At 56.3% G+C, this 22,898-nt stretch carries 21 protein-coding genes and 1 tRNA gene; 15 read left to right on the top strand and 7 right to left on the bottom strand.

The genetic code is table 11. The features are described from left to right. Positions 1 to 219 precede the first annotated feature (219 nt). The 5 genes from GKG34_RS08215 (at position 220) to GKG34_RS08195 (ending at position 6,826) form a co-directional block, all read left to right on the top strand. The gene (locus GKG34_RS08215; protein ID WP_005938695.1) at positions 220 to 1,293 is read left to right on the top strand and encodes an aldose epimerase family protein; all 1,074 of its coding nucleotides are present in this window, start codon (positions 220 to 222) and stop codon (positions 1,291 to 1,293) included. Between the two features lie 395 nt (positions 1,294 to 1,688). Continuing rightward, entirely contained in the window at positions 1,689 to 2,714 is a 1,026-nt protein-coding gene (gene galE / locus GKG34_RS08210; protein WP_005937424.1) for a UDP-glucose 4-epimerase GalE, read from the top strand. 420 nt (positions 2,715 to 3,134) lie between these two features. After that, on the top strand, positions 3,135 to 5,480 hold the full coding sequence (gene feoB / locus GKG34_RS08205; protein WP_154255966.1) for a ferrous iron transport protein B: 2,346 nt from the start codon (positions 3,135 to 3,137) through the stop codon (positions 5,478 to 5,480). 133 nt (positions 5,481 to 5,613) lie between these two features. Next, positions 5,614 to 6,048 carry a MarR family transcriptional regulator gene (locus tag GKG34_RS08200; RefSeq protein ID WP_347563442.1) on the top strand — a complete coding sequence of 145 codons (435 nt, stop codon included), beginning with the start codon at positions 5,614 to 5,616 and terminating at the stop codon, positions 6,046 to 6,048. A gap of 1 nt (position 6,049) precedes the next feature. Further along, positions 6,050 to 6,826 carry a sulfite exporter TauE/SafE family protein gene (locus GKG34_RS08195; protein ID WP_154255965.1) on the top strand — a complete coding sequence of 259 codons (777 nt, stop codon included), beginning with the start codon at positions 6,050 to 6,052 and terminating at the stop codon, positions 6,824 to 6,826. A 74-nt stretch (positions 6,827 to 6,900) separates the two neighbouring features. Here GKG34_RS08195 and tig read toward each other — a convergent pair whose 3' ends face one another. Next, on the bottom strand, positions 6,901 to 8,196 hold the full coding sequence (gene tig / locus GKG34_RS08190) for a trigger factor (RefSeq protein ID WP_154255964.1): 1,296 nt from the start codon (positions 8,194 to 8,196) through the stop codon (positions 6,901 to 6,903). Between the two features lie 265 nt (positions 8,197 to 8,461). Here tig and GKG34_RS08185 point away from each other — a divergent pair. Next, positions 8,462 to 8,538 (top strand) — tRNA-Arg (locus GKG34_RS08185). 150 nt (positions 8,539 to 8,688) lie between these two features. On the opposite strand, the gene GKG34_RS08180 is transcribed toward GKG34_RS08185, so the two are convergent. From GKG34_RS08180 to mobV, 3 genes are read right to left on the bottom strand one after another with little or no spacing between them, the layout of a single operon-like run. Further along, positions 8,689 to 10,077 carry a site-specific integrase gene (locus tag GKG34_RS08180; RefSeq protein ID WP_154252756.1) on the bottom strand — a complete coding sequence of 463 codons (1,389 nt, stop codon included), beginning with the start codon at positions 10,075 to 10,077 and terminating at the stop codon, positions 8,689 to 8,691. 15 nt (positions 10,078 to 10,092) lie between these two features. Beyond that, positions 10,093 to 10,386 (bottom strand): helix-turn-helix domain-containing protein, encoded by a 294-nt coding sequence (locus GKG34_RS08175; RefSeq protein ID WP_097777000.1) that lies wholly within the window; start codon positions 10,384 to 10,386, stop codon positions 10,093 to 10,095. Between the two features lie 24 nt (positions 10,387 to 10,410). Then, positions 10,411 to 11,385, bottom strand: a complete 975-nt coding sequence (mobV, locus tag GKG34_RS08170) for a MobV family relaxase (RefSeq protein ID WP_154252757.1) — start codon at positions 11,383 to 11,385, stop codon at positions 10,411 to 10,413. Between the two features lie 635 nt (positions 11,386 to 12,020). Between mobV and GKG34_RS08165 the strand changes: the two genes are divergently transcribed. From GKG34_RS08165 to GKG34_RS08125, 9 genes are all read left to right on the top strand, one after another. Further along, positions 12,021 to 12,836 carry a helix-turn-helix transcriptional regulator gene (locus tag GKG34_RS08165; protein ID WP_154255963.1) on the top strand — a complete coding sequence of 272 codons (816 nt, stop codon included), beginning with the start codon at positions 12,021 to 12,023 and terminating at the stop codon, positions 12,834 to 12,836. Positions 12,837 to 13,274: 438 nt separating this feature from the next. Further along, the gene (locus GKG34_RS08160; RefSeq protein ID WP_154252858.1) at positions 13,275 to 14,003 is read left to right on the top strand and encodes a GntR family transcriptional regulator; all 729 of its coding nucleotides are present in this window, start codon (positions 13,275 to 13,277) and stop codon (positions 14,001 to 14,003) included. Positions 14,004 to 14,263: 260 nt separating this feature from the next. Then, complete coding sequence (locus GKG34_RS08155) at positions 14,264 to 14,692, top strand: PTS fructose transporter subunit IIA (RefSeq protein WP_173015238.1); 429 nt, start codon at positions 14,264 to 14,266, stop codon at positions 14,690 to 14,692. Further along, a complete protein-coding gene (locus GKG34_RS08150; protein WP_113991723.1) occupies positions 14,689 to 15,156 on the top strand; it encodes a PTS sugar transporter subunit IIB in 468 nt (155 codons plus the stop codon). Before GKG34_RS08155 ends, GKG34_RS08150 begins: the two co-directional genes overlap by 4 nt. Before the next feature lie 31 nt (positions 15,157 to 15,187). Further along, positions 15,188 to 15,994, top strand: coding sequence for a PTS sugar transporter subunit IIC (locus GKG34_RS08145; RefSeq protein WP_154252860.1), 807 nt, complete (start codon positions 15,188 to 15,190; stop codon positions 15,992 to 15,994). Positions 15,995 to 16,009: 15 nt separating this feature from the next. Further along, positions 16,010 to 16,846 (top strand): PTS system mannose/fructose/sorbose family transporter subunit IID, encoded by an 837-nt coding sequence (locus GKG34_RS08140; protein ID WP_055186627.1) that lies wholly within the window; start codon positions 16,010 to 16,012, stop codon positions 16,844 to 16,846. Positions 16,847 to 16,933: 87 nt separating this feature from the next. Then, entirely contained in the window at positions 16,934 to 17,917 is a 984-nt protein-coding gene (locus tag GKG34_RS08135; RefSeq protein ID WP_055186628.1) for an SIS domain-containing protein, read from the top strand. 80 nt (positions 17,918 to 17,997) lie between these two features. Then, complete coding sequence (locus GKG34_RS08130; RefSeq protein ID WP_154252861.1) at positions 17,998 to 18,624, top strand: HAD family phosphatase; 627 nt, start codon at positions 17,998 to 18,000, stop codon at positions 18,622 to 18,624. 1 nt (position 18,625) lies between these two features. Next, positions 18,626 to 19,519: a YitT family protein gene (locus GKG34_RS08125; RefSeq protein ID WP_154252862.1), complete on the top strand. Its 894-nt coding sequence runs from the start codon at positions 18,626 to 18,628 to the stop codon at positions 19,517 to 19,519. A gap of 408 nt (positions 19,520 to 19,927) precedes the next feature. Here the strand turns inward: GKG34_RS08125 and GKG34_RS08120 are convergent, their stop codons facing one another. The 3 genes from GKG34_RS08120 to GKG34_RS08110 form a co-directional block, all read right to left on the bottom strand. After that, on the bottom strand, positions 19,928 to 20,176 hold the full coding sequence (locus GKG34_RS08120) for a DUF6061 family protein (protein ID WP_015565010.1): 249 nt from the start codon (positions 20,174 to 20,176) through the stop codon (positions 19,928 to 19,930). A 458-nt stretch (positions 20,177 to 20,634) separates the two neighbouring features. Next, the gene (locus GKG34_RS08115; protein WP_154255962.1) at positions 20,635 to 22,035 is read right to left on the bottom strand and encodes a site-specific integrase; all 1,401 of its coding nucleotides are present in this window, start codon (positions 22,033 to 22,035) and stop codon (positions 20,635 to 20,637) included. 14 nt (positions 22,036 to 22,049) lie between these two features. Further along, complete coding sequence (locus tag GKG34_RS08110) at positions 22,050 to 22,355, bottom strand: helix-turn-helix domain-containing protein (RefSeq protein ID WP_006735272.1); 306 nt, start codon at positions 22,353 to 22,355, stop codon at positions 22,050 to 22,052. Positions 22,356 to 22,898: the final 543 nt, after the last annotated feature.

Raw genomic sequence — 22,898 nt, 5'->3', positions numbered from 1 at the left:
TCCACGCGAAAACGCTCTGCGCGGGAAGCTCCTCTTTCCGGTTACATGCCCCGCCAACTGAATAATTTCAACAAAAAATAGCTGGAAAAATTGGATGCAAATTCTAAAATCCGTTCCCCACAAAGATAGAAAACTGTGATATAATCATAAATAAGATAGAATACAGTGGAAGTCTGCCTGACTGTATGTCCGAGTAAAATCTGAGGAGGCGAATGCCCAATGGCACAGATCCGCTCCAAGCCCTTCGGTGTGACCAAACAGGGCGCAAATGTTACAGAGTACATCCTTTCCAACCCCGGCGGCCTGACGGTGAGCGTTCTGGACTACGGATGCATCATTAAAAACATCATCGTTCCGGCCAAGAACGGCCCGGTGGATGTCGTGCTGGGCCACGACACCATGGCAGATTATGAGGATGACTTCACGTCCTCCGGCAGCACCTGCTGCGGCGCGTTCGTGGGCCGCTATGCAAACCGCATCGAGAATGCCACCTTCAGCGTGGGCGGCAAGACCTACCAGCTGGAAGCAAACAACGGCCCCAACCATCTGCACGGCTGCTTCTCCCGTAAGCTGTACCGGGTGAAAGCCTTTGGCGACACCCTGCTCATGGAGGCTGAAAGCCCGGACGGCGAGGACGGCTTCCCCGGCAACCTGAAGCTGGCGGTGCGCTATACCCTCACCGAGGACAATACCTTCCGCATGGATTACCGCGTCTCTTCGGATGCGGATACCATCGTGAACCTGACCAACCACAGCTACTTCAACCTGAACGGTGAGGGCGATATTCTGGGCCAGAAGCTGCGCATCTATGCCTCCAACTATCTGGAAGGCAACAATCAGACCTGCCCCACCGGTGCCATTCTGCCGGTGGCAAACACCCCCATGGATTTTACCGAGGGAAAGCTCATTGGCCGGGATATCGATACCGGCTTTGCCCAGACCACCATGGTGGGCGGTGGCTACGACCACTGCTTTGTGATCGACCGCGCCCGCGGCTCCAGCCAGAGCATCTGCGCATGGGTCACCAGTGAAAAGACCGGCATCAGCATGAAGCTGTACACCACCCAGCCGGGCATCCAGTTGTACACCGGAAACTTTTTGCAGGACTGCCCCACCCCCGGCAAGGGCGGCGTGCCCATGCAGAAGTACGGCGGCTTTGCGCTGGAGACCCAGCACTACCCCTGCAGCCCTTCCCACCCGGAGTTCCCCACCACGGTGCTGCGGGCAGGCAAGGTGTTCCGCGCCACCACCACCCTGCGCTTTTTCACCGGCAAGCAGTGCGGAAAATTGTAAAAAATGATGCACCACACAAAAACGTCTGCTCCGGCAGACGTTTTTTGCGTGGCAGGAGGAGAACTCCCCCAGTCGCCTACGGCGACAACCCTCTCAGTCTGCTCCCGATGGTCGCAGCCAGCTCCCCCTTCGGGGGAGCTGGCACGGCGTAAGCCGTGACTGAGAGGGTTCTCCCGTCCCCATTTCTATGTTTTGCACAAACCGTGCCTTTTATCCATGACAAAATGCCAAAAAACGTTTTTAAATCAAAACCTCGAAAACAAAGATGCAACAAAAATTCATCTAAATAGAAGACGCATCCCTTGATTCTGAGCCATAAAAGCGGTATTCTTTAGGCAAGGCCGGGGAATGCCGGCATCAACTGTAATGTAAATGAGTGAGAGAGGTACTAGGCTATGGCAATTTTGGTTTCCGGCGGCGCCGGTTATATCGGCAGCCACACCTGCATCGAACTGCTGAACGCTGGCTACGACGTTGTTGTGGCAGATAACTATTATAATGCATCTCCGGTGGTGCTGGACCGCATCAAGCAGATCACCGGCAAGGACTTCCGCTTTTACAAGGCAGATATGACCAAGCACGAGGATGTGGAGCACATCTTCTCTGAGTGCCCGGACATTACTGCTGTGATCCAGTTTGCAGCCTACAAGGCCGTGGGCGAGAGTGTTTCCAAGCCCATTGAATACTATTACAACAACCTCAACTGCACGCTGGTCATTCTGGACGTGATGCGCCATCACAACTGCCACAACTTCGTGTTCAGCTCTTCCGCAACCGTCTATGGCGACCCCGCCAGCGTGCCCATCACCGAGGACTTCCCCACCGGTGCCACCACCAACCCCTACGGCACGACCAAGGTGTTCACCGAGCGCATCCTGCAGGATGTGTGCAAGGCAGACCCCAGCCTGAACGTGGCTCTGCTGCGCTACTTCAACCCCATTGGTGCGCACAAGTCCGGCCTCATCGGCGAGGATCCCAACGGCATCCCCAATAACCTCATGCCCTATATCGCCAAGGTGGCCGTGGGCAAGCTGGAAAAGGTGCATGTCTTTGGCAACGACTATCCCACCCCGGACGGCACCGGCGTGCGCGACTACATCCACGTGGTGGATCTGGCCCGCGGCCATGTGTGCGCCATCAAGAAGCTGGAAACGAACTGCGGCCTGTTCATCTGCAATCTGGGCACTGGCAAGGGCTACAGCGTGCTGGATGTGATCCACGCCTTCTCCAAGGCCTGCGGTAAGGAGATCCCCTATGTGATCGACCCGCGCCGCCCCGGCGACATTGCCGAGTGCTATGCAGACCCCACCAAGGCAAAGAACGAGCTTGGCTGGGTGGCGGAATACGGCATCGAGGAAATGTGTGCCGACAGCTGGAACTGGCAGAAGAACAATCCTGATGGCTACCACACTGTGAAGTAACGTATCAAAACGGAGCACCGCATCTTCCCGCCTGAGAGGATGCGGTGCTTTTTTGTGTGCAAACTCCTTCCGTCAAAACCTGACGGTTTTGCCGGCTCCCTCGGGGAGGGAGCCTCTGGTGAAACCGTGCACTTCGCAATTCAACCGGAAACTGTGCCGCCATGCCAAAAGCCGAACCCTCTCAGTCATCGCTGCGCGATGCCAGCTCCCCCGAGGGGGGAGCTTCTTGGCTTCTTCCGGTCAGCACAAATAAAGCTCCCCCTTCGGGGGAGCTGGCGAACAAAGTGAGTCTGAGAGGGTTCGATTTGCAGGCATCTCCCCCATATTATCTATTGACAACCGCGCAAAGTTAGCCTATATTACTATTGTTAACACAAACTAACACACGTTGACAGTGGATAAAATGAGAAGGTCGATCTTATGACATTAAAAGAATTGCAGATCGGAAAAAGCGCTGTTGTGGATACCGTCGGCGGCAGCGGCGCACTGCGCCAGCATTTTCTGGATATGGGCCTGATCCCGGGGGTGGAGGTCACGCTGGTCAAGCTGGCTCCTATGGGCGACCCCATGGAGCTGCGCATCCATGGCTATGAGCTGACCCTCCGGCTGGACGATGCCGCGCAGATCGGCATCACCCCCACCGAAAAGGCCCCGGCAATGTCGGCGGCTCCGGCAGATGATAAAATGGTGGATCACCCCGGCCTTGGCGAGGGCGGCAAATACCACATCAAAAAGGGGGAGAATCCCCTGCCCGAGGACAGGACCCTCACCTTTGCGCTGGCGGGCAATCAGAACTGCGGTAAGACCACCCTGTTCAACCAGCTCACCGGTTCCAACCAGCATGTGGGCAATTTCCCGGGCGTGACGGTGGACCGCAAGAGCGGTGCCATCAAGGGCCACCCGGAGACCGAGGTCACCGACCTGCCGGGCATCTACTCCATGTCCCCCTATTCCAGCGAGGAGATCGTCACCCGGCAGTTCATCATCGGTGAAAAGCCCACCGGCATCATCAACATCGTGGATGCCACCAACATCGAGCGCAACCTGTACCTGACGATGCAGCTCATGGAGCTGGACACCCCCATGGTGCTGGCGCTGAACATGATGGACGAGGTGCGCGGCAACGGCGGCACGGTGCGCATCAACAAGATGGAGGCCATGCTGGGCATCCCGGTCATTCCCATCTCTGCTGCCAAGAATGAGGGCGTGGATGAGCTGGTAGACCACGCCCTTCATGTGGCAAAGTATCAGGAGCGGCCCGGCCGCATGGATTTCTGCAGTGAGGACGACCACGGCGGCGCGGTGCACCGCTGCATCCACGGCATCATCCATCTGATCGAGGACCACGCTAAGGCGGCGGGCATCCCGGTGCGGTTTGCCGCCACCAAGCTGGTGGAGGGCGACCAGCGCATTGAGGAAGCCCTGAAGCTGGATCAGAACGAAAAAGAGATGATTGAGCATATCATCGTGCAGATGGAGCAGGAGCGCGGGCTGGACCGCGCCGCCGCCATTGCGGATATGCGGTTCTCCTTCATTCAGGAGCTGGTAGCCAAGACGGTGGTCAAGCCCCACGAAAGCAAAGAGCAGCTGCGCTCCAACCGCATCGACAAATTCCTCACCGGCAAGTACACCGCCATCCCGGCCTTTATCGCCATCATGGGTCTGGTGTTCTTCCTTACCTTCAACGTCATCGGCCTGTTCTTCCAGAACCTGATGGAAACGGGCATCGACGCGTTGACCGGCATCGTGGACACGGCGCTTACCAACTGGAACGTCAATGCGGCGGTGCACTCCTTGCTCATCGACGGCATCTTTACCGGCGTGGGCAGCGTGCTGAGCTTTCTGCCCATCATCGTGGTGCTGTTCTTCTTCCTCTCCATGCTGGAGGATACCGGTTACATGGCCCGCGTGGCCTTTGTGATGGATAAGCTGCTGCGCCGCATCGGCCTTTCGGGCCGCAGCATCGTGCCCATGCTCATCGGCTTTGGCTGCACCGTGCCCGGTGTCATGGCAAGCCGCACCCTGCCCTCGGAGCGCGACCGCAAAATGACCATCCTGCTCACCCCGTTCATGAGCTGCTCGGCAAAGCTGCCCATCTACAGCCTGTTTGCGGCGGCGTTCTTCCCGCAGTATGCGGGCCTTGTGATGGTGCTGCTGTACTTTACCGGCATCGCGGTGGGCGTGCTGGCGGCACTGCTGCTCAAGAGCACGGTGTTCAAGGGCGAGGCGGTGCCCTTTGTCATGGAGCTGCCCAACTACCGCCTGCCCGGCCTGAAGAACGTGGCACAGCTGCTGTGGGAAAAGGCCCGGGACTTCTTGCAGAAGGCCTTCACGGTGATCTTTGCGGCCACCATCGTCATCTGGTTTTTGCAGAACTTTGACCTGCAGCTGCGGCTGACCGCCGACCCGCAGGCCAGCATCCTTGCCCGCATTGCGGGCGACATCGCCCCGCTGTTCGGGCCTTTGGGCTTTGCGGACTGGCGCATCTCCACCGCCCTCATCACCGGCTTTATGGCAAAGGAGAGCGTGGTGTCCTCGCTGCTCATCCTCTTTGGCTCCGAAGCTGCGCTGTCGGCGGCCCTCACCCCGGCGCAGGCGGCTCCCCTGCTGGTGTTCTGCCTGCTGTACACCCCCTGCATCGCGGCAGTGGCATCGGTCAAGCGGGAGCTGGGCAACAAGTGGGCGGTCATCATGGTGGTGAACCAGTGCACCGTGGCATGGCTGTGTGCTTTGCTGGTGCGTCTGGCGGCTGTGGTGCTGTTCTGAAATATTCGTTTGGTTTTGAGGTCCTGAAAAGCCTGTGGGCTTTTCAGGACCTCTTTTTCTCTTGACATCTCTCCTCTTCTGCACTATAATACTTCAAAAATGAATCATTCAAAGATGAAAGGACGGACCTGCTGTGAACCCGAATATCGAATTTTCCATCAAGACCGCGCAGGCGTACAATGCCGTCTGCAAGCCGCTGTGTCAGGAGCTTGGCCTGTCGCAGACGGCGCTGGACATCCTGCTGTTCCTCGCCAACAACCCGGATTACAAAACCGCCCGCGATATCGTGGAGGTGCGCCATATCAAGGCAAATCTCGTCTCCATGAATGTGGACAAGCTGGTGCAGGAGGGCTATCTGGAACGCTATGCCGTGGCCAGCGACCGCCGCAAAACAAAGCTGCTCTGCACCGGCAAGGCAGACCCGATCATCCGCCGGGGCCGTGCCGTGCAGAACGCCTTTTTCAAGCGCCTGCTGGATCATGTGGAGCCGGCCGATCAGGAGGTCTTTTTCCGGACCATGGAGCTGATCGGGAAAAATCTGGACGAAATTATAAAGGAGAACGCATAAAATGAACGTGTTGTTTACGGTTCTTGTCACCTTTTTTGCCGGCATGGGGGCCGGCCTTGGCACCGGCTTTGCCGGTATGAGCGCGGCGGCGGTCATCAGCCCCATGCTCATCACCTTCCTGCACATGGACCCCTATATGGCGGTGGGCATCGCCCTTTCTTCGGATGTGCTGGCCAGCGCCGTTTCGGCCTATACCTACCACAAAAACAAGAACCTGGATATCAAAAACGGCCTGATCATGATGGCCAGCGTGCTGGTGTTCACGGTGGTGGGCAGCTGGGTGGCCAGCAGAATGCCCTCGGCCACCATGGGCGGCTTCTCGGTGTTCATGACCTTCCTGCTGGGCGTCAAGTTCATTGTGCGCCCGGTCATGACGACCAAGGAAGCTATGCAGGGTGTCAGCGCCAAAAAGCGTGCCATCCAGTCCATCGTGTGCGGTGTGCTCATCGGTTTCATCTGCGGCTTCATCGGCGCAGGCGGCGGCATGATGATGCTGCTCATCCTCACCAGTGTGCTGGGCTACGAGCTGAAGACCGCCGTGGGCACCAGCGTGTTCATTATGGCCTTCACCGCCCTGACCGGTGCTGTCTCCCACTTTATGATCGGCGGTGCGCCCAATTGGTTCGTCTGGGCGCTGTGCGTGGTGTTCACCCTGCTGTGGGCGCGCATTGCCGCTGTGTTTGCCAATAAGGCAGACCCCAAGACCCTGAACCGTGCCACCGGTATTGTGCTGGTGGTGCTGGGCGTGGTCATCATGGGCTTCAACCTTCTGAGCTGATATCCCCTGCCCTTCAAATAAAAAAAGAAAGCCCGTGCAGCCGGAAACTGCACGGGCTTTCTCTGTATCAGAACTTACTTTTCTTCAATGGTGGAGTGCTCGATCACCCAGTCGGCAGCCTTGCGGATGCCCTCGTTGCGGCGCATGGCGGGAATATCGGATTTTTCCTTGATCTCTTCCAGCGTCTTTTTGGCGCGCTCTGCACGAGCGGCCAGAGCCTTATCGATATCTTCCTCGGTGGGCACCAGATTTTCCTGCTGTGCGATCTGCAGCAGAGCCATGTGCACACGGGCGGTCTTCTCGGCAGAAGAGCGCACCTTGGCGGTAAAGCTCTCGCGGGTCTCGTGGATCTGGCTCAGGTAGCGATCCAGGCTCAGGCGCTGCATCTGCAGCTGCTGCTGGATCTGCTCCATCTGCTGCTGGTAGGTGGTCTCCACCAGCACACTGGGCAGTTCACCCTCAGAAGCATCGGCCAGCTGGGTCAGGATCTGATCCTTGGCACGGTTCAGCGCACCGGCATGCTTGCCGTCGTGCAGCTGCTGCTTGACCTGTGCACGCAGCTCGTCCATGGTGTCCAGATTGGCAACCTTCTTGGCAAAGTCGCTGTTCAGAGCAGGGATCTGGCGCACACATACGTCGATCAGCTTGATCTTGAACACGACGGGTTTACCGGCCAGATCCTTTGCGTGGTAACGGTTCGGGAAGGTGACGAAGATCTCGAATTCCTCGCCTGCCTTGTGGCCCAGAATGCCCTCTTCAAAGCCGGGGATCATGCGGCCGCTGCCCAGCTGGACGGCCTGGTTCTTTGCGGTGCCGCCCTGGAAGGGCTTGCCCTCCAGCAGACCTTCGTAATCGATATGTACGATGTTGCCCTTTACGGCCGGACCCTTGTGCGGCACCAGCTCAGCGGCAGCAGCGCGGCGGCGCTCCAGCACATTGTCGATCTCCTTGTCGGTCACTTCCGGGGTGACGCACTCGGCGGTAAAGCCGGTGGTCTTGGTCAGGTTCAGCTCAGGCTGCAGGGCAACAGTGGCAGTGGCCACAAAGCCCTCGTCCTTTTTTACGCTCACAAGATCGTACACAGGATTGTCAACAGCCACAAAGCCGTGCTCTGCCATGGCGGCATCATACAGCGCGGGCACGTCCTTGTCCATCAGATCGTTGATGGCATCGTACCAGAAGGTGTGCTCGCCGCGGTCAGCCTCGATCTGTGCGCGGTCCGCTTCGCCCTTCTTGAAGCCGCGGATCGTATAGGAGGCGCGGGTGCGTTCGTAAACGGCGTTGGATGCAGCTTCCAGCTCTTCGGGGCTGGCGCTGAAGGTCATTTTGCAGACACTCTTTTCGGGAGTTTCCACGCTTACCAGTTTCATAGGATCTACCCTCCGTGGTGTCTCGCTGCAGAGAAAACCCGGCGGCGCAGCCTCCACGCGGTGCTGCCCGCAAAGCTCCTGTACCCCTGCACGGACACAGATTAAAAACATATGGTAAAGCTATTATAGCACAAGAACGACAAAAACGATACAAGAAAAATCATAAAAAATGCTGCTTTTTGAAAAAGATAAAAATATTTGCAAAAAACGGTTGACAAAACCCAGTCTGAGTGATAAAATACATCATGTTCCGAGCGGAACGTATGCGTTGGTAGCTCAGCTGGATAGAGTGACTGACTACGAATCAGTAGGCCGGGGGTTCGAGTCCCTTCCATCGCACCAGAAAATGCCGTGAAATCGAAAGATTTCATGGCTTTTTTGTTTTGTAAGCCATGAGTGCACGGTTTCTGCACGGTTTTTGCACGGTCGGTGTTATCCATGTCCGATTATGTAGGGCGCTGTATTGCATTGCAATCAGTGCCCTTTTTTGCATCAGGTGAGCAGTGCCAGGCGGAGCTTTGCCTTCATTTCCGGGTCGGCATCCTTGAGCAACTCCAAAAGAGCCGTCATGGAGATGGTGGGTTCGCCTGCGGCGGGTACAGCCTGCGGGCTGGGAGCGTCGGGCTTGGCATAGAAGCCGCTTTCAAACTTCTTGCCCAGCTCCACACGGGAGGACTGCTGGATATGGGCGTAGGTGTTCACCAGCATATCCGCACTGGCGTGTCCTGTGGTCCCCTGCACCGCCTTGATGTCACCGCCGGAGATCATCAGCTGATAGGTGGCACTGGAATGCCGCAGACCGTGGAACACGATACGCGGGAACTCCGGATGTGCGTCCTGCCATTTCAGGAACTTTTTGCGGATGAGCACCGGCTCCACCGCCAGACCATTGGGCAGTCGCAGCAGCATCCCACTGTTGCGGTAGCGCTCCGGGTCGAGGGCTTCTTCCCGTTTCAAGCGTTCCAGCCACTGCTTCAGCTCCTCCCGCAGGGCAGCGGTCATGAAGATGGTGCGGCAGGAGGCCTCGGTCTTGGTGTCTTTCAGGATGAGGGAGGTCTTGCTGCCCTCCAGCTTGTCCGGGAAGATGCGGAGGATGCAGCCCTTGTCCACCTGTGCCAGCGTGTCCTTCTGCACTCGCTGCATGGAACGGTTGACGGTGAAGGTGCCCATGCCGTTGGCGGCATCAAAGTCGATGTCCTCCGGGGTCAGACCTGCCACCTCCCCTTCCCGCAGCGCACCCACCAGCGTCAGGTGCACCGCCAAATGCAGGATGGGGTCCTCCATGCTGTCCAGCGCTGCCCGCATCTCGTCCACCTCCCAGATGCTGCGCTCTTGGGTGGTCTTTTTGGGTGCTTCCACCGGGACGGGGCTTTTGATGAGGATGCCCCACTCCACCGCCAGCAGAAAGGAATGGTGCAGCAGTTGGTGGACCTCATGAAGGGTAGTGCCGGAAAGGGTGCGCTTTTGTTGCTTGGGCGAGAGGTCTCGCCGCTTGCCGCCCACATACTGCCCGCAGGGGGTCTTGCTCAGGGTGTCGTACAGGGCTTCGATGTGGTAGGGCCGCAGCTTCTGCATCTGCATCTCCCCGATATAGGGGATGATGAGATTCTGGATGAGGGCCAGATTGGACTGGTAGGTCTTGGGTGCCCACTTGTGCTTGCTGCACTGCTTGGGCAGCCAGTCCATCAGGAACTCTGCTACCGTCACCGTGGACGGGATCAGGAAATTGCCGGTCGCCAGCTCATGCTCGATCTGCTTCTGGCGTTTCACCGCCTCCTCTTTGGTGGGAAAGCTCTCCCATTTGTCGCAGCTCTTGCCGTGCTCGTCCTGATAGGTGTAGCGGACACTGTAAGAGCTGCCGCGTTTCGTGATATATGCCATAGATTTGCCTCCTTATCAAGCTGCCCGGTAGAGCCACGCATCGAAGCTGTCCTTCGGGATGCGGATGCTTCCGCCTGCCCGCAGGACACGGAACTCGGTGGTGCTGTTGCACAGGTTGTAGGCGGCACGCTGGCTGATGGCCAGCATCTGCGCGACCTCCTTTACCGTGTACACCAGCTTTGTGGTCTCAGGGCTGTTGGTCGGAGACTTGACGGCATTGGTTCGAGTGACCACCTCCATTGTAGCCGGATCCGAGTCCGACTGCAAGGATTTTTTCGTATAATCCAAAGATTTCACATTCTCGTACATTTCATTACACATAGGCATTGCTCCTTACTTATCATGGCGCATCGCAGGCTCCTGCGTGCGGTTCTCATAAAATCGAATGACCTCCGGCGGGATGCTGTCCAGCGTTTTCAGGGCGACTTCATAGTTCTGCCGCAGCTTGGCATCCTCCAGACGCTTCAAGACGCTCCCTTCCGTCGCTTTGTCCAGCGAGGCAGAGAGCGTCTTGTTCTTCTCTTTCAGCTTTTCGTTTTCGGCGGAGGTCTTGGTGAAGGCTACGTTGTACTTTCGCAGCTGGTCCTTCATCCGTGCCACATTGGGGATATAGCTGTCCAGCACCTTGCTGATCTCCGCCGCTCGGCTCTTGCCGTTGAAGGGATTGATACCCACCAGCAGGGCATCCAACTGCTCCTTCTGCTTGGTCAGCTGGGTCATCTCCTTGAAGATGCGGGGCGGGATGTGCTCCCGCCCGGTCTGGCTGGCGCTTTCACCCCGTTCCAGCTCCGGGTACTGCTTGACCATGTGCTGCCAGAACTCGTCCTGCCACCTCACAAGGTTCTTGCGGTTGCCGATGATCTCCTTGGCGCTCAGCCGTCCGTCAGGGGTCAGTGGCACAAAGCAGAGGTGCAGGTGGGGCGTTTTCTCGTCCATGTGGACAACGGCAGAGAGAAAGGTATCCGGGCGCTGTCTGCCCTCCAAAAATTTCAGGGCGTACGCAAAGTACGCCTTGACTTCGCTGTGCGTCTTGCCTTTGAAAAACTCCGGGCTGGCGGTGACGAGTGCTTCCACCACTCGCACGCTGTCCTTGCGGACACGGCAGTGGGCGGCGGCTATCATGCGGTCAGCTTCCTCCCGGTACCTGCCCTGCGGCTGCACCAAATGGAGGTTGTAGCGGCTCCGGCTCGTGTCGATATCCGGGTTGCTGGCGTACTGCTCCTTGGTGCGCTCGTTGTGGGCTTCGATGGGGCTGATGGCAGGTCCCTTGTACTTTTTAAATCTTAAAATGCCGTATTGGGCTTTCATAGATCACGCTCCTTCTTGGGGTGTACAAAAAATCTGTACGGACTTCAAATAACCCGTACGGTCTGTACGGCGTACAGAAATCCAAAATATAAACGATAACACGTTTTAATTTGTTTCGGCTTGCCGTACAGGTGCGTACAAGTACAGACCGTACAGGTTGTACGAACTTCTTCCGTGAAAAAAATGCACTTTTTACGGGCAGGGCTCACCAAATGGCGATATACACGTTTCATCCTTTGGTTTTGGCACGGATCGTTTTGATCCCTGCCACGTTCAAAGCCGGTCTCCCTTGCTGCCTCCCGACAGGAAATCTTTTTGGACTCTGTGTCGGCCCCATGCAGGGCGCTCGCTCCCCCGATGGGAGGTCTTGGCGGTCTGGGCAGTTCGGACGGTCATTCTGTTCTCAAGGTTCTGTTATGAAAGATATTTCAGAGGGCTTTCGCGGGAAGCCCTTAATATGTTCGCTGCTGGGGAGTTAATATGTTTTCTTTCTGTCTATAGGATAGCACCACGATGGCCGCTGTGCCGTATATCCATAATGTCGGAAAACAGGTGCAGAAACTGCAAAATTCCACGCTTATGGACAGGAACCGCTGGAAGTGGTATACTGTGCAAAAAACATCGGAGGTGCGACCATGAACATCAAGCTGACACTGGGAGAACGGCTCAAAGACCTGCGTGTGGAGCGGAATCTGAAGCTGGAAACGCTGGCAGAGCAGACGGGTCTGTCCAAATCGGCACTGTCGAAATATGAGAGCGACGATGTGACCGATCTCAGCATTTATGCGGTGACAACGCTGGCTGAGTTCTATGACGTGACCACCGACTACCTGCTGGGTGTGACGGAAAACAAAAAACGCCCAGATGCAGTCCTTTCGGACTTGCATCTGAGCGATGGCGCAGTGGACGTATTAAGGAATGGAAGATTCAATCATCGGCTGCTGTGCGAACTGATCGTGCATGAGAATTTCCGGCGGTTCATGACCGATCTGGAAATCTATGTGGATGGATATGTCAGCGCAAACATTCAAAACCTCAATGCTGGTCTGGAAGCGACCCGGCAAATGCTGAAAAAGAAGTATGCAGCAGATGAAAACGATCTATACATGAGCACCTTGAAGCTGGGGCAGATCGATGAAGATGAGTACTTTGGTCGGGTCTTGTATGACGAGTTGGTGGCTATCCTGAAGAACATCAAGACGGAACACCGCAAGGACAAGACCACTTCGGATGGTGCAATGATCGACAACCTGATGAAGGAACTGGAGGATGCACAGAAACTTGAAGGGTCTGCGGATGAAAAGAAAATCCGAACGGCATTGAAGACAATCGGCATCAACTACGATAAGCTGACAGAAGATGAAAGAAAGCTGATAAAGAAGATTCTTTATAAAACGGCAATGCTAAAACCGGGGACACTTGCAGGCAACCGGGGAAAGCACAGACGTTGATCATTTGCCTTGCGCCTTATAGGGGAAAAACGCTGCTGCGGCAGGAAGGAGAACGTACACCATTGGTTCCTCTGCAAGCCTGCGCTGGGTGGGCAAAGACCGTCAACTGCCACGCCCATCCGCGCATCCTTCTGCCGCAGAACAGGTGCTTGCCGGAGCCGCTCGCAGCCCCTTTTCCGCATCAGCCGGAACCAAGGTGTAACACACTAGACTTTGCAAGCAAAGTCGTGTGCCAACGAGCGTTCCGCCGCTCTTTGGATTCTTCCCGGCAGGGCACTGGAAAATGGGGTGCCCTGCGCAGAACGGGGCGCATCCGTTACCTCGCACAAAAAATTGACTGCAAGTTTTACTTGACAATTCGCGGAATATGCACTATCATAGCCATAAGATGAATATAATGTTTATAACGATATGCTCAATTTGAGGGGGAGGTATTTCATGGCGATCAATGATAGTGCTGTCGTCCCGCTTTACCAGCAGGTAAAGGATGACATTCGTGCCGCGATCGAGAGCGGCAAGTACAAAACCAATGAGAAGATCCCCCCGGAGCCGGAACTGAGCGCGGAGTATTCGGTCAGCCGCATCACGGTGCGCCGTGCCGTGGAAGAACTGTGCGCCGAAGGGTATCTGGTCAAAATGCAGGGGCGCGGCACCTTTGTCAGTAAGCCCCGCATCCATCGCAAGTTTACCAGCGGCAGAAATGCTGCCAGTTTTACGGAGACCTGCAAAGAAAACGGTATGGTGCCGGGTGCCCGGCTGCTGAACCGTCAGATCGTGCCGGTGCGTAAGGATGAGGAAGCCTTCTTCCATGTAGGCCCGGAAGCCTTGCTCATCTATATCCAGCGTCTGCGCACCGCCGATGGTCAGCCGGTTTTTCTGGAGAACCTGTTCCTGCCCTACGAGCCTTATAAGAACCTGATGAGCGAGAACCTCAATGATGTTTCCATGTTTGACGCCATTGAGCACATCTCCGGGCTGCGTCCTGCGACGACCGGCCGTCAGCGTATAGAGGCAGTTCGCGCCACAGCAGAACAGGCACAGCTGCTCAACCTTTCGCTGGGCGAGCCGCTGCTGTATCTGAACGCCTACTTCCATGACCAATATGACCACCCGCTGTGCATCGGGCGGCAGTATTATATTGGAAGTCGGTATATGTTTGAGTTTTAAGCGCAGATCCATTCCCTCAAAAGAGCGTCTCTTCCGTGCGGAAGAGACGCTCTTTTTGTCGTTCTACGGAGGGTTATTGGTGAAACTGCAAAAATGTGACGGCTCGGCTTTGTGCACGTTACCAAAGCTGAGATTATTTTAACAAAACCTCTTGACGTCTGTGCAAAATGTGGTACTATGTACATGACGATTATGACGTCTATAACGAATAGGATGACACGGACGTCGAAGAGATGAAGGAAACACAAGAAAGGTCGTGGATGCGTATGAACCGAATCATTCTTGCTTCGCACGGAGGGCTGTCCGCCGGAATGAAGGACACCGTGCAGATGATCCTTGGTGAGTTGCCGAACCTTTATGCCCTTGCTACCCTGCGGGATGAGACCGAGCCTATCACGGTAGCGGCACGCCGGCTGCTGGAGGGCTTTGCAGCAGAGGATGCTGTGTACATCGTGACCGATGTGATGGGCGGCAGCGTGAACAACGAGATGCTGACCCTTCTGCCGGAGTATCCGGCGGTGCACCTGATCTGCGGCATGAACGCTTCTCTGGTGCTGACCCTTGCTTCCAACGACGAAGCCCTGACACAGGACGAACTGGCCGAGTGCATTGCAGATGCCAAGGCGCAGATCATTGATTGCAACCTGCTGCTGAAAAACGCAGCCCAAGATGAGGAGGATGACCTATGATCAAATTAGTACGTCTGGACTACCGCCTGCTGCACGGTCAGGTGGTATTCTCGTGGACCGGCCATGTGGGCGCACAGCGCATCATCGTGGTGGACGATGACGCTGCCAGCGACGAGATGAAAAAGTCCGCCCTGCTGCTAAGCAAGCCTGCCGGTGTCCGGGTGAACATCTTTACGGTGGACAAGGCCATCGCCAAGATGCCAAAGGTGGAGCAGCTGGACGAGAAGATCATGATGATCTTCGGCAACACCGCTGCGCTGCTCAAGTTCTGCCAGGCATACCCCAAGATCAAAGAGATCAACTACGGCGCTGTGGCAAATAAGCCCGGCTCCAAGGCCTTTGACCAGTCGGTATTCCTGACCCCGGAGGAGCAGGCAGACACCCAGAAGCTGCTGGATATGGGCATTAAGATCTACAGCCAGCAGACCCCCACCTTTAAGGTAGTACCCATCGATCACACCTGATCGTAAGGAGATAAGAAGGAGGATTTGACCCATGTTTGTTACCGCATTGCTTCTGGGTCTGGTTGGCGTGTTCTGTATTCTGGACTCGCGCATTCTGGGCCGCATGAACTTCGAGCGTCCGCTCATCACCTGCACCATCGTCGGTGCGCTGCTGGGTGATCTGCAGACCGGCCTGACCCTTGGCGCATCCATCGAGCTGATGAGCCTTGGCATCGTGAACATCGGCGCAGCCGCACCCCCGGACATGAACATGGCTGCCATCATCTGCGCAGCTTTTGCCATCCTGACCGATGCTTCTGCCGAGACTGCACTGGCGCTGGCCATCCCCATCGCTGTTCTGGGCCAGATGCTGGGCGTGCTGATGCGCACCATCCTGTCCAACTTGACCCACGTTGCCGACCACGCCATTGCAGAAGGCAAGTTCCGCAAGGCATGGAGTATGCACATCGTCTGGGGCACAGTGCTGTACAGCCTGATGTACTTCATCCCCATTTTCCTGTCCGTCTACTTCGGCACAGATCTGGTGCAGAAGATCGTGGCTTTCATCCCCGCATGGCTGACCGATGGCCTGAACCTCGGCAGTAAGTTCCTTACCGCTTACGGTATTGCCCTGCTGCTGTCCACCATGCTCAACCGCGACCTGACCGTCTACTTCCTGTTGGGCTTCTTCTTTGTGGGTTATCTGGGTCTGGATGTTACCGCTGTGGCAATCTTCGCCGCAATTCTGGCTGTGATCCTGACCGGTCTGAAGTATGGCAAGGGCGCACCCGCCGCAGCCGCTGCCGGTGCAGCTGCTGCCAACCCGGATTACGACCCGCTGGAAGATGACGATCTTTGATAGGAGGAAGCTGAAATGAGCAACGCAACCAAGACTGCAAAGCGCAGCGACTTCAAGAAATACTTCCAGTTTATGTGGCGTTCCCTGAACATTCAGGCCTCCTGGAACTACGAACGTCAGATGAACATGGGCTTTTTGTACGGCATCGCTCCCACGCTGGACGAGCTGTACCCCAACGAGAACGACCCCGAGCAGCTGGCGCACAAAAAGGAAGCCTACGAGCGTGAGATGGCGTTCTACAACTGCACCCCCCAGACCAGTGCCTTTACGCTGGGTCTGGCTGCTTCCATGGAGGAGCAGTACGCCGCCGACCGTGAGAACTTCAACCCGGAGACCATCAACGCCGTCAAGACCTCGCTGATGGGCCCCCTGTCCGGCGTGGGCGACTCCTTCTTCCAGGGCACTGTCCGCCTGATCGCTTTTGGTCTGGGCATCTCTCTGGCACAGCAGGGCAGCGTTCTGGGCCCCATTCTGGCTATGATCATCTCCATCGTCCCCTCTGTGCTGGTCACATGGTTTGCCGGTAAGCTGGGCTACACCATGGGCAGCAAGTACCTGACCAAGCTCAACGGCGGCATGATGGACAAGTTGATGTACGTCTGCGGCATCGTAGGCCTGATGGTCATTGGTGCCATGGTGGCAAGCATGGTGGGTTTGACTACCCCCATTACCTTCGCAAGCACCGGTCTGGTGCTGCAGGATGTGCTGAACAGCATTCTGCCGAACCTTCTGAACCTTGGCATCGTGATGCTGATGTACACCCTGATCCGCAAAAAGGTCAAGACCGGCTGGCTGCTGGGCATCTGCATCGTGGGCGGTGTTGCCATCAACGCCCTTGGTCTGTTGGTGTAACCGGGTTTCCGGCTTACATAGATATCCGTACGCCTGTAATTTGTGATTCATCAGAACAAAAAGAAAAATAATTTGGAGGATTGCATTATGTATAACATTGATCTGGCAAACGTCAAGTCCATCGTGGCAGACATCGTGGCAAAGCACAACGTGGAGAACGTGGCCTTTGTTGGCTGCGGTGCTTCCAAGGCAGAGCTGTACCCCGCAAAGTACTTCCTGGCAAACTGCAGCAAGAAGCTGCGTGTGGCACACTACACCGCCAACGAGTTCAACTACGATACCCCCGATTGGCTGGGCGACACCACCGTGGTCATCACCGCTTCTCTGGGCGGCAGCACCCCTGAGACCGTCAAGGCCAACAGCGTGGCAAAGGCTGCCGGTGCAACCGTTGTCAGCGTTACCCACGCTGCCGGTTCTGCCCTGACCAAGGAAGCTGACTACACCATCGTTCACGGCTTTGAGGCAAACTACGCTGCCAAGCTGGAGAAGATGGGCTACGTTCTGGCACTGGCTGTGGAGATCCTGCAGCAGGTGGAAGGCTTCGACAAGTACGACAAGATGATCGAGGGCCTGACCAACGTGTTCGAGGCTGCCGAGAACGCTGCCAACTCTGCCCGCAAGTCTGCCAAGGAGTTCGCTGAGAAGTACAAGGACGCTCCCGTTGTCTACGTCATGTCCAGCGGCGCTTCCATGGAGGTCGCTTACTCCACCTCCATCTGCCTGATGATGGAGATGCAGTGGGTCAACTCCGGCTCCTTCCACAGCGGCGAGTTCTTCCACGGCCCCTTCGAGATCGTGGACAAGGACGTGCCCTTCATCCTGCTGATGAACGACGGCAAGACCCGTCCCGTGGATGCCCGCGCACTGACCTTCCTGCACCGCTTCGATGCTCTGACCACTGTTGTGGATGCAAAGGATTACGGTCTGGGCAATGCTGTGGACAGCAGCGTCATCACCTACTTCAACCCGATGATGCACACCGCCGTGTTCCGCGTCTATGCTGAGGAGCTGTCCTACGTCCGTCAGCATCCGCTGACCCTGCGCCGCTATATGTGGAAGCTGGAGTACTAAGCGATCGACTGGGATCAATAGACCCATGCTTGGGGGAGGGGCTTGCCCCTCCCCTTTTTTGATGAAGAGGGAAATGAAGAATGATTGAAGCAGTGATTTTTGATATGGATGGGGTGCTGGCAGATACGGAATATTACTACGAGAACCGCCGTAAAAACTTTCTGCTGGAAAACGGCATCCCCATCCCGGAGGGCAACTTCATCGGCTCCAACGAAAAAGCCATCTGGGAAGCCATTGTCCCCAACGACCCTGTGCGCCGTCAGGAGATGCTGATGGCTTACCGGGAGTACCGCAAGGCTCGCCCCACCCCCTACGGCAAGCTTACCGACCCGCAGGCAGAGCCCCTGATGAATGCGCTCCGCAGCCGTGGACTGAAGGTGGCGGTGGCGTCCTCCAGCGCAGCACCGGATATCATGAAGATGCTCACGGAGGGCGGCTTGAAAGCCATGGTGGATTTTGCTTTCAGCGGCGAGGACTGCGCCGCCCATAAGCCTGCGCCGGACATCTATCTCAAGGCACTGAACGCTCTGGGGCTGACGGCAGACAAGGCCATTGCGGTGGAGGATTCTCCCACAGGCATTGCCTCCGCAAAGGCGGCAGGGCTGAAGGTGCTGGCACTGAAGCCCCGCCACGGCGAGCCGCTGGACCAGTCCGCCGCAGACTGCATCATCACCCGGCTGATGGATGTAAAGGAGCATCTGGACTGAGATGGAAGCGATCAAGAACGGTCTGCGCAAAAACCTGACTCCGGCACAGCTGTGGAGCGGCGCACGCTTTTTTCTACTGCTGAATCTGGGACTTATCATCTATGCAGTAGCACTGAACTTTTACTGTGCGCCCAACCACTTTGTATTTGGCGGCACCACCGGTCTTTCCATCGTTCTGGCCACCTGCTTTCCGGCTCTGAGCGTCAGCACCTTTATGTGGATCACCAATGCGGTGCTGGATGTGCTGGGCTGCGTCTTTCTGGGCATAAAGACCATGGGTTGGACACTGTACTCCTCCTTCATGCTCAGCTTTTATTCCAGTATGTGCGAAAAGCTGTTTCCTATGACCCAGCCTTTGACGGATGATACCCTGCTGGAGCTGTGCTTTGCGGTGGCGCTGCCTGCCATTGCCAGCGGCATCGTATTCAACATCGGGGCATCCACCGGCGGCACCGAGATCGTGGCGATGATCCTGCACAAGTACATCAAGGTGGAGATCGGCAGGGCTCTGCTGCTCAGCGATATCGGCACGGTGCTGTTTGCGGCTTACCTCTACGGCCCGCAGACCGGGATGTACTGCGTGCTGGGACTCATCGGGCGCAGCACCATCGTTGATACAGCCATCGAGAGCCTGAATCTCCGCAAGGTGTGTACGGTCATCACCTCAAGGCCGGAGCCCATCCGGCATTTCGTTACGGAAACACTGGGACGCACAGCGACCCAGCAGAACGCCACCGGCGTGTACACCGGCGAGCCCCGCACCATGATCATGGTGGCGCTGACCCGGCGGCAGGCAGGGCTGCTGCGGGATTTCCTGCGCCGGGAGGACCCGGAGGCCTTTCTGACCATTGTCAACTCCAGCGAGATCATCGGCAAAGGGTTCCAGTCCATCTGAAAACGCAGAATGCCCGCCCACTGTGGCTTTCCACAGGTGGGCGGGCATTATTATATATGGTAAATGGTTATTTACGCTGACTTCCCGGGATTTACGCTGAAAATACGCTGACTTGGCATGGTTTACGCTGAATTTACGCTGAAAACGCGCAATCGCGCGAACAAAGCGCGAATAAATCCGGCTGACCGCGAATAAACCGCGAACAAAGATCGCACGGGCGTGCATTCTTCATGCGTGGGAAGGTGCGACGTGAAAGTGAGAACCTGTAAAAATAAACTGTAATACGATTGAATTTCGGAAAAGTGGAATCGCACGCTGGAATGCACGCGTGCAATGTTGCCTGAATAAAAGTCAGCGATAAAAACGCGCGCCGCGCGATTAGCATTTTTGCCGCGCGTTTTCTAAGGCTCAATCTTCCAGCCTGCCGTGGTCACAGCCGAGGGAAAGATAATGCTCCATCTCCCCTCTCAGCACCATCTGTGCGTACTCCAAGGGCTTATTATACAGCAGCCAGTCCAGTTCTGCCCGCTGTGCCGGGGTGTTGCCGTACTCGTCCTCCACGGTAATGCAGTCGATGACAACGGTGGTGCCATCCGCGAACAGGGCTTCCACCCGGTTGGTGTCCATGTTGTAGCGGCAGGAAAGCAATTTTGTCATAGTCATATCCTCCAAGACTTGATTTTTGGTGTGCGGTCACTCGAACCAATGCCGTCAAGTCGTTGTCGGATGAAGTGGTTTTTAGTTTGTCCGGGAGTGAGTGCACGGTTTTTGCACGGTTTCAAAACGTGCAAAGGGTGCAAATCGTTGCAAAATCGGACAAAGGGTGCAGAAACTCGAAGTTCAAAACCTGCGATGTATCGCAAAGAAATGACGTTAAAACGTAACTTCCAAAAATTGAGGGAATCGCCCGGCGTGCGCTACGAATCAGTAGGCCGGGGGTTCGAGTCCCTTCCATCGCACCAGAAAATGCCGTGAGATCGAAAGATTTCATGGCTTTTTTGTTTTTCTGGCAGGGGCTGCACATTTTTGCACATCTCCTGCACACTTTACAAAAAAGCCATGAAATCTTTACATCGCTTGCACAGCGTGTATTTCGCTGCACAAAAAAGAATCTTTTACGCGAAGAGTACCCGCGTCAGCTCGCGGCGCTCCTCTGCGTCCATCTGCCGGATGGCTTCAAGGATCATTTTACCCGTGATTTTTGTTGCCACCGGCGTTTTGTTTTCCGGGGGTTCCTGCGGCTTTGCACCTGCTACGTCCTGCGAGTAGAAGTCGGCTTCGATCTTCTCGGTCAACTCCAACCGGGGCTTGTCCTGCGTGTGAGCGTAGGTGTCCATCAGGACGGTGGCGGTTGCATGGCCGGTGTTGCCCTGCACCGATTTGAAGTCACCGCCAGATTGCAGCAGCTGGTAGGTGGCACTGGAGTGGCGCAGACCGTGGAACACGATCTTCTCAAACTCCGGGTGCTCTGCCCGCCACATACGGTACCACTTGGTCAGAACGTCCGGGGCAATGGGTAAGCCGTCTGGTAAGCGGAACAGCTGACCGCAGTTGCTGTACTTTTCCGGGGCGCTCTGCTCGTCCTGCTTCATCTTTTCCAGCCATGCCAGAAGCTCCTCTTTCAAGGGCTTGGTCATGTACAGGATGCGGTTGGACTTTTTGGTCTTAGTCCGCTTAAGGATCAGCGAGGACTTACTCCCCTCCCGTCTGTCCGGGAAGGTGTGGTAGATCTGGGTGGGGTCGATCTTGGACAAGGCAACCTTGTCGGCACGCTGCAGAGCTTTGTTCACCGAGATGGTTCCCCGTCCGTCTGCTGCATCAAAGTCGAGGTCTTCCGGCTGCAAGCCGAGGATCTCGCCCTCACGGAGCGAGAGGATCATGCTCATGTGCACCGCCAGATGCAGAGCGGGGTTCTCGATGGTCTGCAGCGCCGCCAACATGGTGCGCTCATCCCAGATGGTGCGTTCTTCGGTGTTGATCTTGGGGGCTTCACGGGGAGTAGGCGATTTGTGAATCAGATCCCAGTCAACGGCATACGAAAAGGCGGTCTTCAGGAGCGTGTGGACTTCGTGAATGGACGTGCTGGATAACAGCCGTTTCTTCTGATTTTCCGTCAGCTCCTGCTTTTCGCCGTGAACGTACTGGCCGCAAGGGGTCTGGCTCAGGGTGGCGTAGAACTGCTCAATGTCGTAGGTGCGGAGGTCTTGCACCTTCCGCTTTCCGATATACGGCACGATGAGGTTCTGCACCATCGCCACAGATTGGGTGTAGGTCTTGGGAGACCACTTGTGTTTGCTGGACTGAATGGGGATCCACTTGTACAGCATCTCCTCGACCGTCATGGTGTCGGGCACGAGGAAGGTGCCGTCCAGCAGTTCCTTCTCCACCGTGATCTTGCGCTCCTGCGCTTCGGCCTTGGTCTTGAAGGTTTCCCAGCCCTTGCAGGGCTTGCCAGCATGATCTTTGTAGTTGTATCGGACGGAATACGTGTTGCCACGTTTCATAATAGATGCCATAGATGTTCCCTCCCTCAGACCGCTGCAAACCAATCGTCAAAGCTCTGCTTGCTTACCCGGATGCTGGTACCGAGGCGGATCACCTTGAAGTCTTTCGTGGTGTTGCACAGATTGTACGCAGCACGGTTGGAAATCGCCAACAGTTGGGCAATCTCCTCCACCCGGTAAACGAGCGGGGCGTGTCGGACGGTTTTGCTGGTCTGGTCAGAAGGTTCTACGGCAGGGGTTTCGGACAATTTCATTGTAGGGGATTCGGGCGCGATTTTCAAGTCCTCACGGGTCAGTTTGGCGGAATTTTTGCGGACATTCGTCATAGGCATGTCTCCTTTGCACTTCTCCAGACCCGGTGCAGCTCCGGTTGAGCGGCAACCTTATGGGCCGGTAAATATGTAAGGGTCTGCCGCTCCTGACCCGAAGCAGCAGCCTAAAAAAGTGCGAGAACTTGAATTTACGCGCCCCATGCGCCCCAAACTACACAAAAGTACCTTTCTATGTTGGTTTTACAGGGCGCATGACTGGATTGTACGCGCCCTTTTGGGGCGCATCTTAGTTTCTTTCCCGCCCCGAAGGGCGTGTTGCCGCCCCGCATCCGCCCGGAAAGGGTAGATACGCGCCCTAAGAAAACAGCGATAACAAGTCGAAACCACTGATTTGGGGCGCGTGGGGCGGGAGAATTTCACTTTTCGTGTGTTTTATGCCGCAGCAAAGGCGGGGTGGACGCATACGCCCCGGAAGCCGCGGTATTTTCCCTCGATGTGCTTGGAAAAGGTCAGGCCATACTTCCCGGCATTTTTCAGCAGGAACTGGCTGAACTTCTTTTGCGGAACAGGCGATTCCAGATTATCCTCGCACCACTTGGTGTA

The sequence above is a fragment of the Faecalibacterium sp. BIOML-A4 genome (assembly GCF_009679665.1).
In the GTDB taxonomy this organism is placed as follows: domain Bacteria; phylum Bacillota; class Clostridia; order Oscillospirales; family Ruminococcaceae; genus Faecalibacterium; species Faecalibacterium taiwanense.
The sequence above is the reverse complement of the archived record's forward strand: the minus strand, read 5'-3'. Positions and strand labels throughout refer to the sequence as shown.

Excerpts from the sequence above, each read along its gene's own strand:
- tig (WP_154255964.1), bottom strand. The coding sequence starts at position 8,196 with ATGAAACTGGTAAGCGTGGAAACTCCCGAAAAGAGTGTCTGCAAAATG.
- GKG34_RS08195 (WP_154255965.1), top strand. The coding sequence starts at position 6,050 with ATGAACGTGTTGTTTACGGTTCTTGTCACCTTTTTTGCCGGCATGGGG.
- galE (WP_005937424.1), top strand. The coding sequence starts at position 1,689 with ATGGCAATTTTGGTTTCCGGCGGCGCCGGTTATATCGGCAGCCACACC.
- GKG34_RS08155 (WP_173015238.1), top strand. The coding sequence starts at position 14,264 with ATGCGTATGAACCGAATCATTCTTGCTTCGCACGGAGGGCTGTCCGCC.
- GKG34_RS08160 (WP_154252858.1), top strand. The coding sequence starts at position 13,275 with ATGGCGATCAATGATAGTGCTGTCGTCCCGCTTTACCAGCAGGTAAAG.
- feoB (WP_154255966.1), top strand. The coding sequence starts at position 3,135 with ATGACATTAAAAGAATTGCAGATCGGAAAAAGCGCTGTTGTGGATACC.
- GKG34_RS08150 (WP_113991723.1), top strand. The coding sequence starts at position 14,689 with ATGATCAAATTAGTACGTCTGGACTACCGCCTGCTGCACGGTCAGGTG.
- mobV (WP_154252757.1), bottom strand. The coding sequence starts at position 11,385 with ATGAAAGCCCAATACGGCATTTTAAGATTTAAAAAGTACAAGGGACCT.
- GKG34_RS08125 (WP_154252862.1), top strand. The coding sequence starts at position 18,626 with ATGGAAGCGATCAAGAACGGTCTGCGCAAAAACCTGACTCCGGCACAG.
- GKG34_RS08115 (WP_154255962.1), bottom strand. The coding sequence starts at position 22,035 with ATGGCATCTATTATGAAACGTGGCAACACGTATTCCGTCCGATACAAC.
- GKG34_RS08110 (WP_006735272.1), bottom strand. The coding sequence starts at position 22,355 with ATGCCTATGACGAATGTCCGCAAAAATTCCGCCAAACTGACCCGTGAG.
- GKG34_RS08130 (WP_154252861.1), top strand. The coding sequence starts at position 17,998 with ATGATTGAAGCAGTGATTTTTGATATGGATGGGGTGCTGGCAGATACG.
- GKG34_RS08165 (WP_154255963.1), top strand. The coding sequence starts at position 12,021 with ATGAACATCAAGCTGACACTGGGAGAACGGCTCAAAGACCTGCGTGTG.
- GKG34_RS08175 (WP_097777000.1), bottom strand. The coding sequence starts at position 10,386 with ATGTACGAGAATGTGAAATCTTTGGATTATACGAAAAAATCCTTGCAG.
- GKG34_RS08215 (WP_005938695.1), top strand. The coding sequence starts at position 220 with ATGGCACAGATCCGCTCCAAGCCCTTCGGTGTGACCAAACAGGGCGCA.
- GKG34_RS08180 (WP_154252756.1), bottom strand. The coding sequence starts at position 10,077 with ATGGCATATATCACGAAACGCGGCAGCTCTTACAGTGTCCGCTACACC.
- GKG34_RS08145 (WP_154252860.1), top strand. The coding sequence starts at position 15,188 with ATGTTTGTTACCGCATTGCTTCTGGGTCTGGTTGGCGTGTTCTGTATT.
- GKG34_RS08135 (WP_055186628.1), top strand. The coding sequence starts at position 16,934 with ATGTATAACATTGATCTGGCAAACGTCAAGTCCATCGTGGCAGACATC.
- GKG34_RS08140 (WP_055186627.1), top strand. The coding sequence starts at position 16,010 with ATGAGCAACGCAACCAAGACTGCAAAGCGCAGCGACTTCAAGAAATAC.
- GKG34_RS08120 (WP_015565010.1), bottom strand. The coding sequence starts at position 20,176 with ATGACAAAATTGCTTTCCTGCCGCTACAACATGGACACCAACCGGGTG.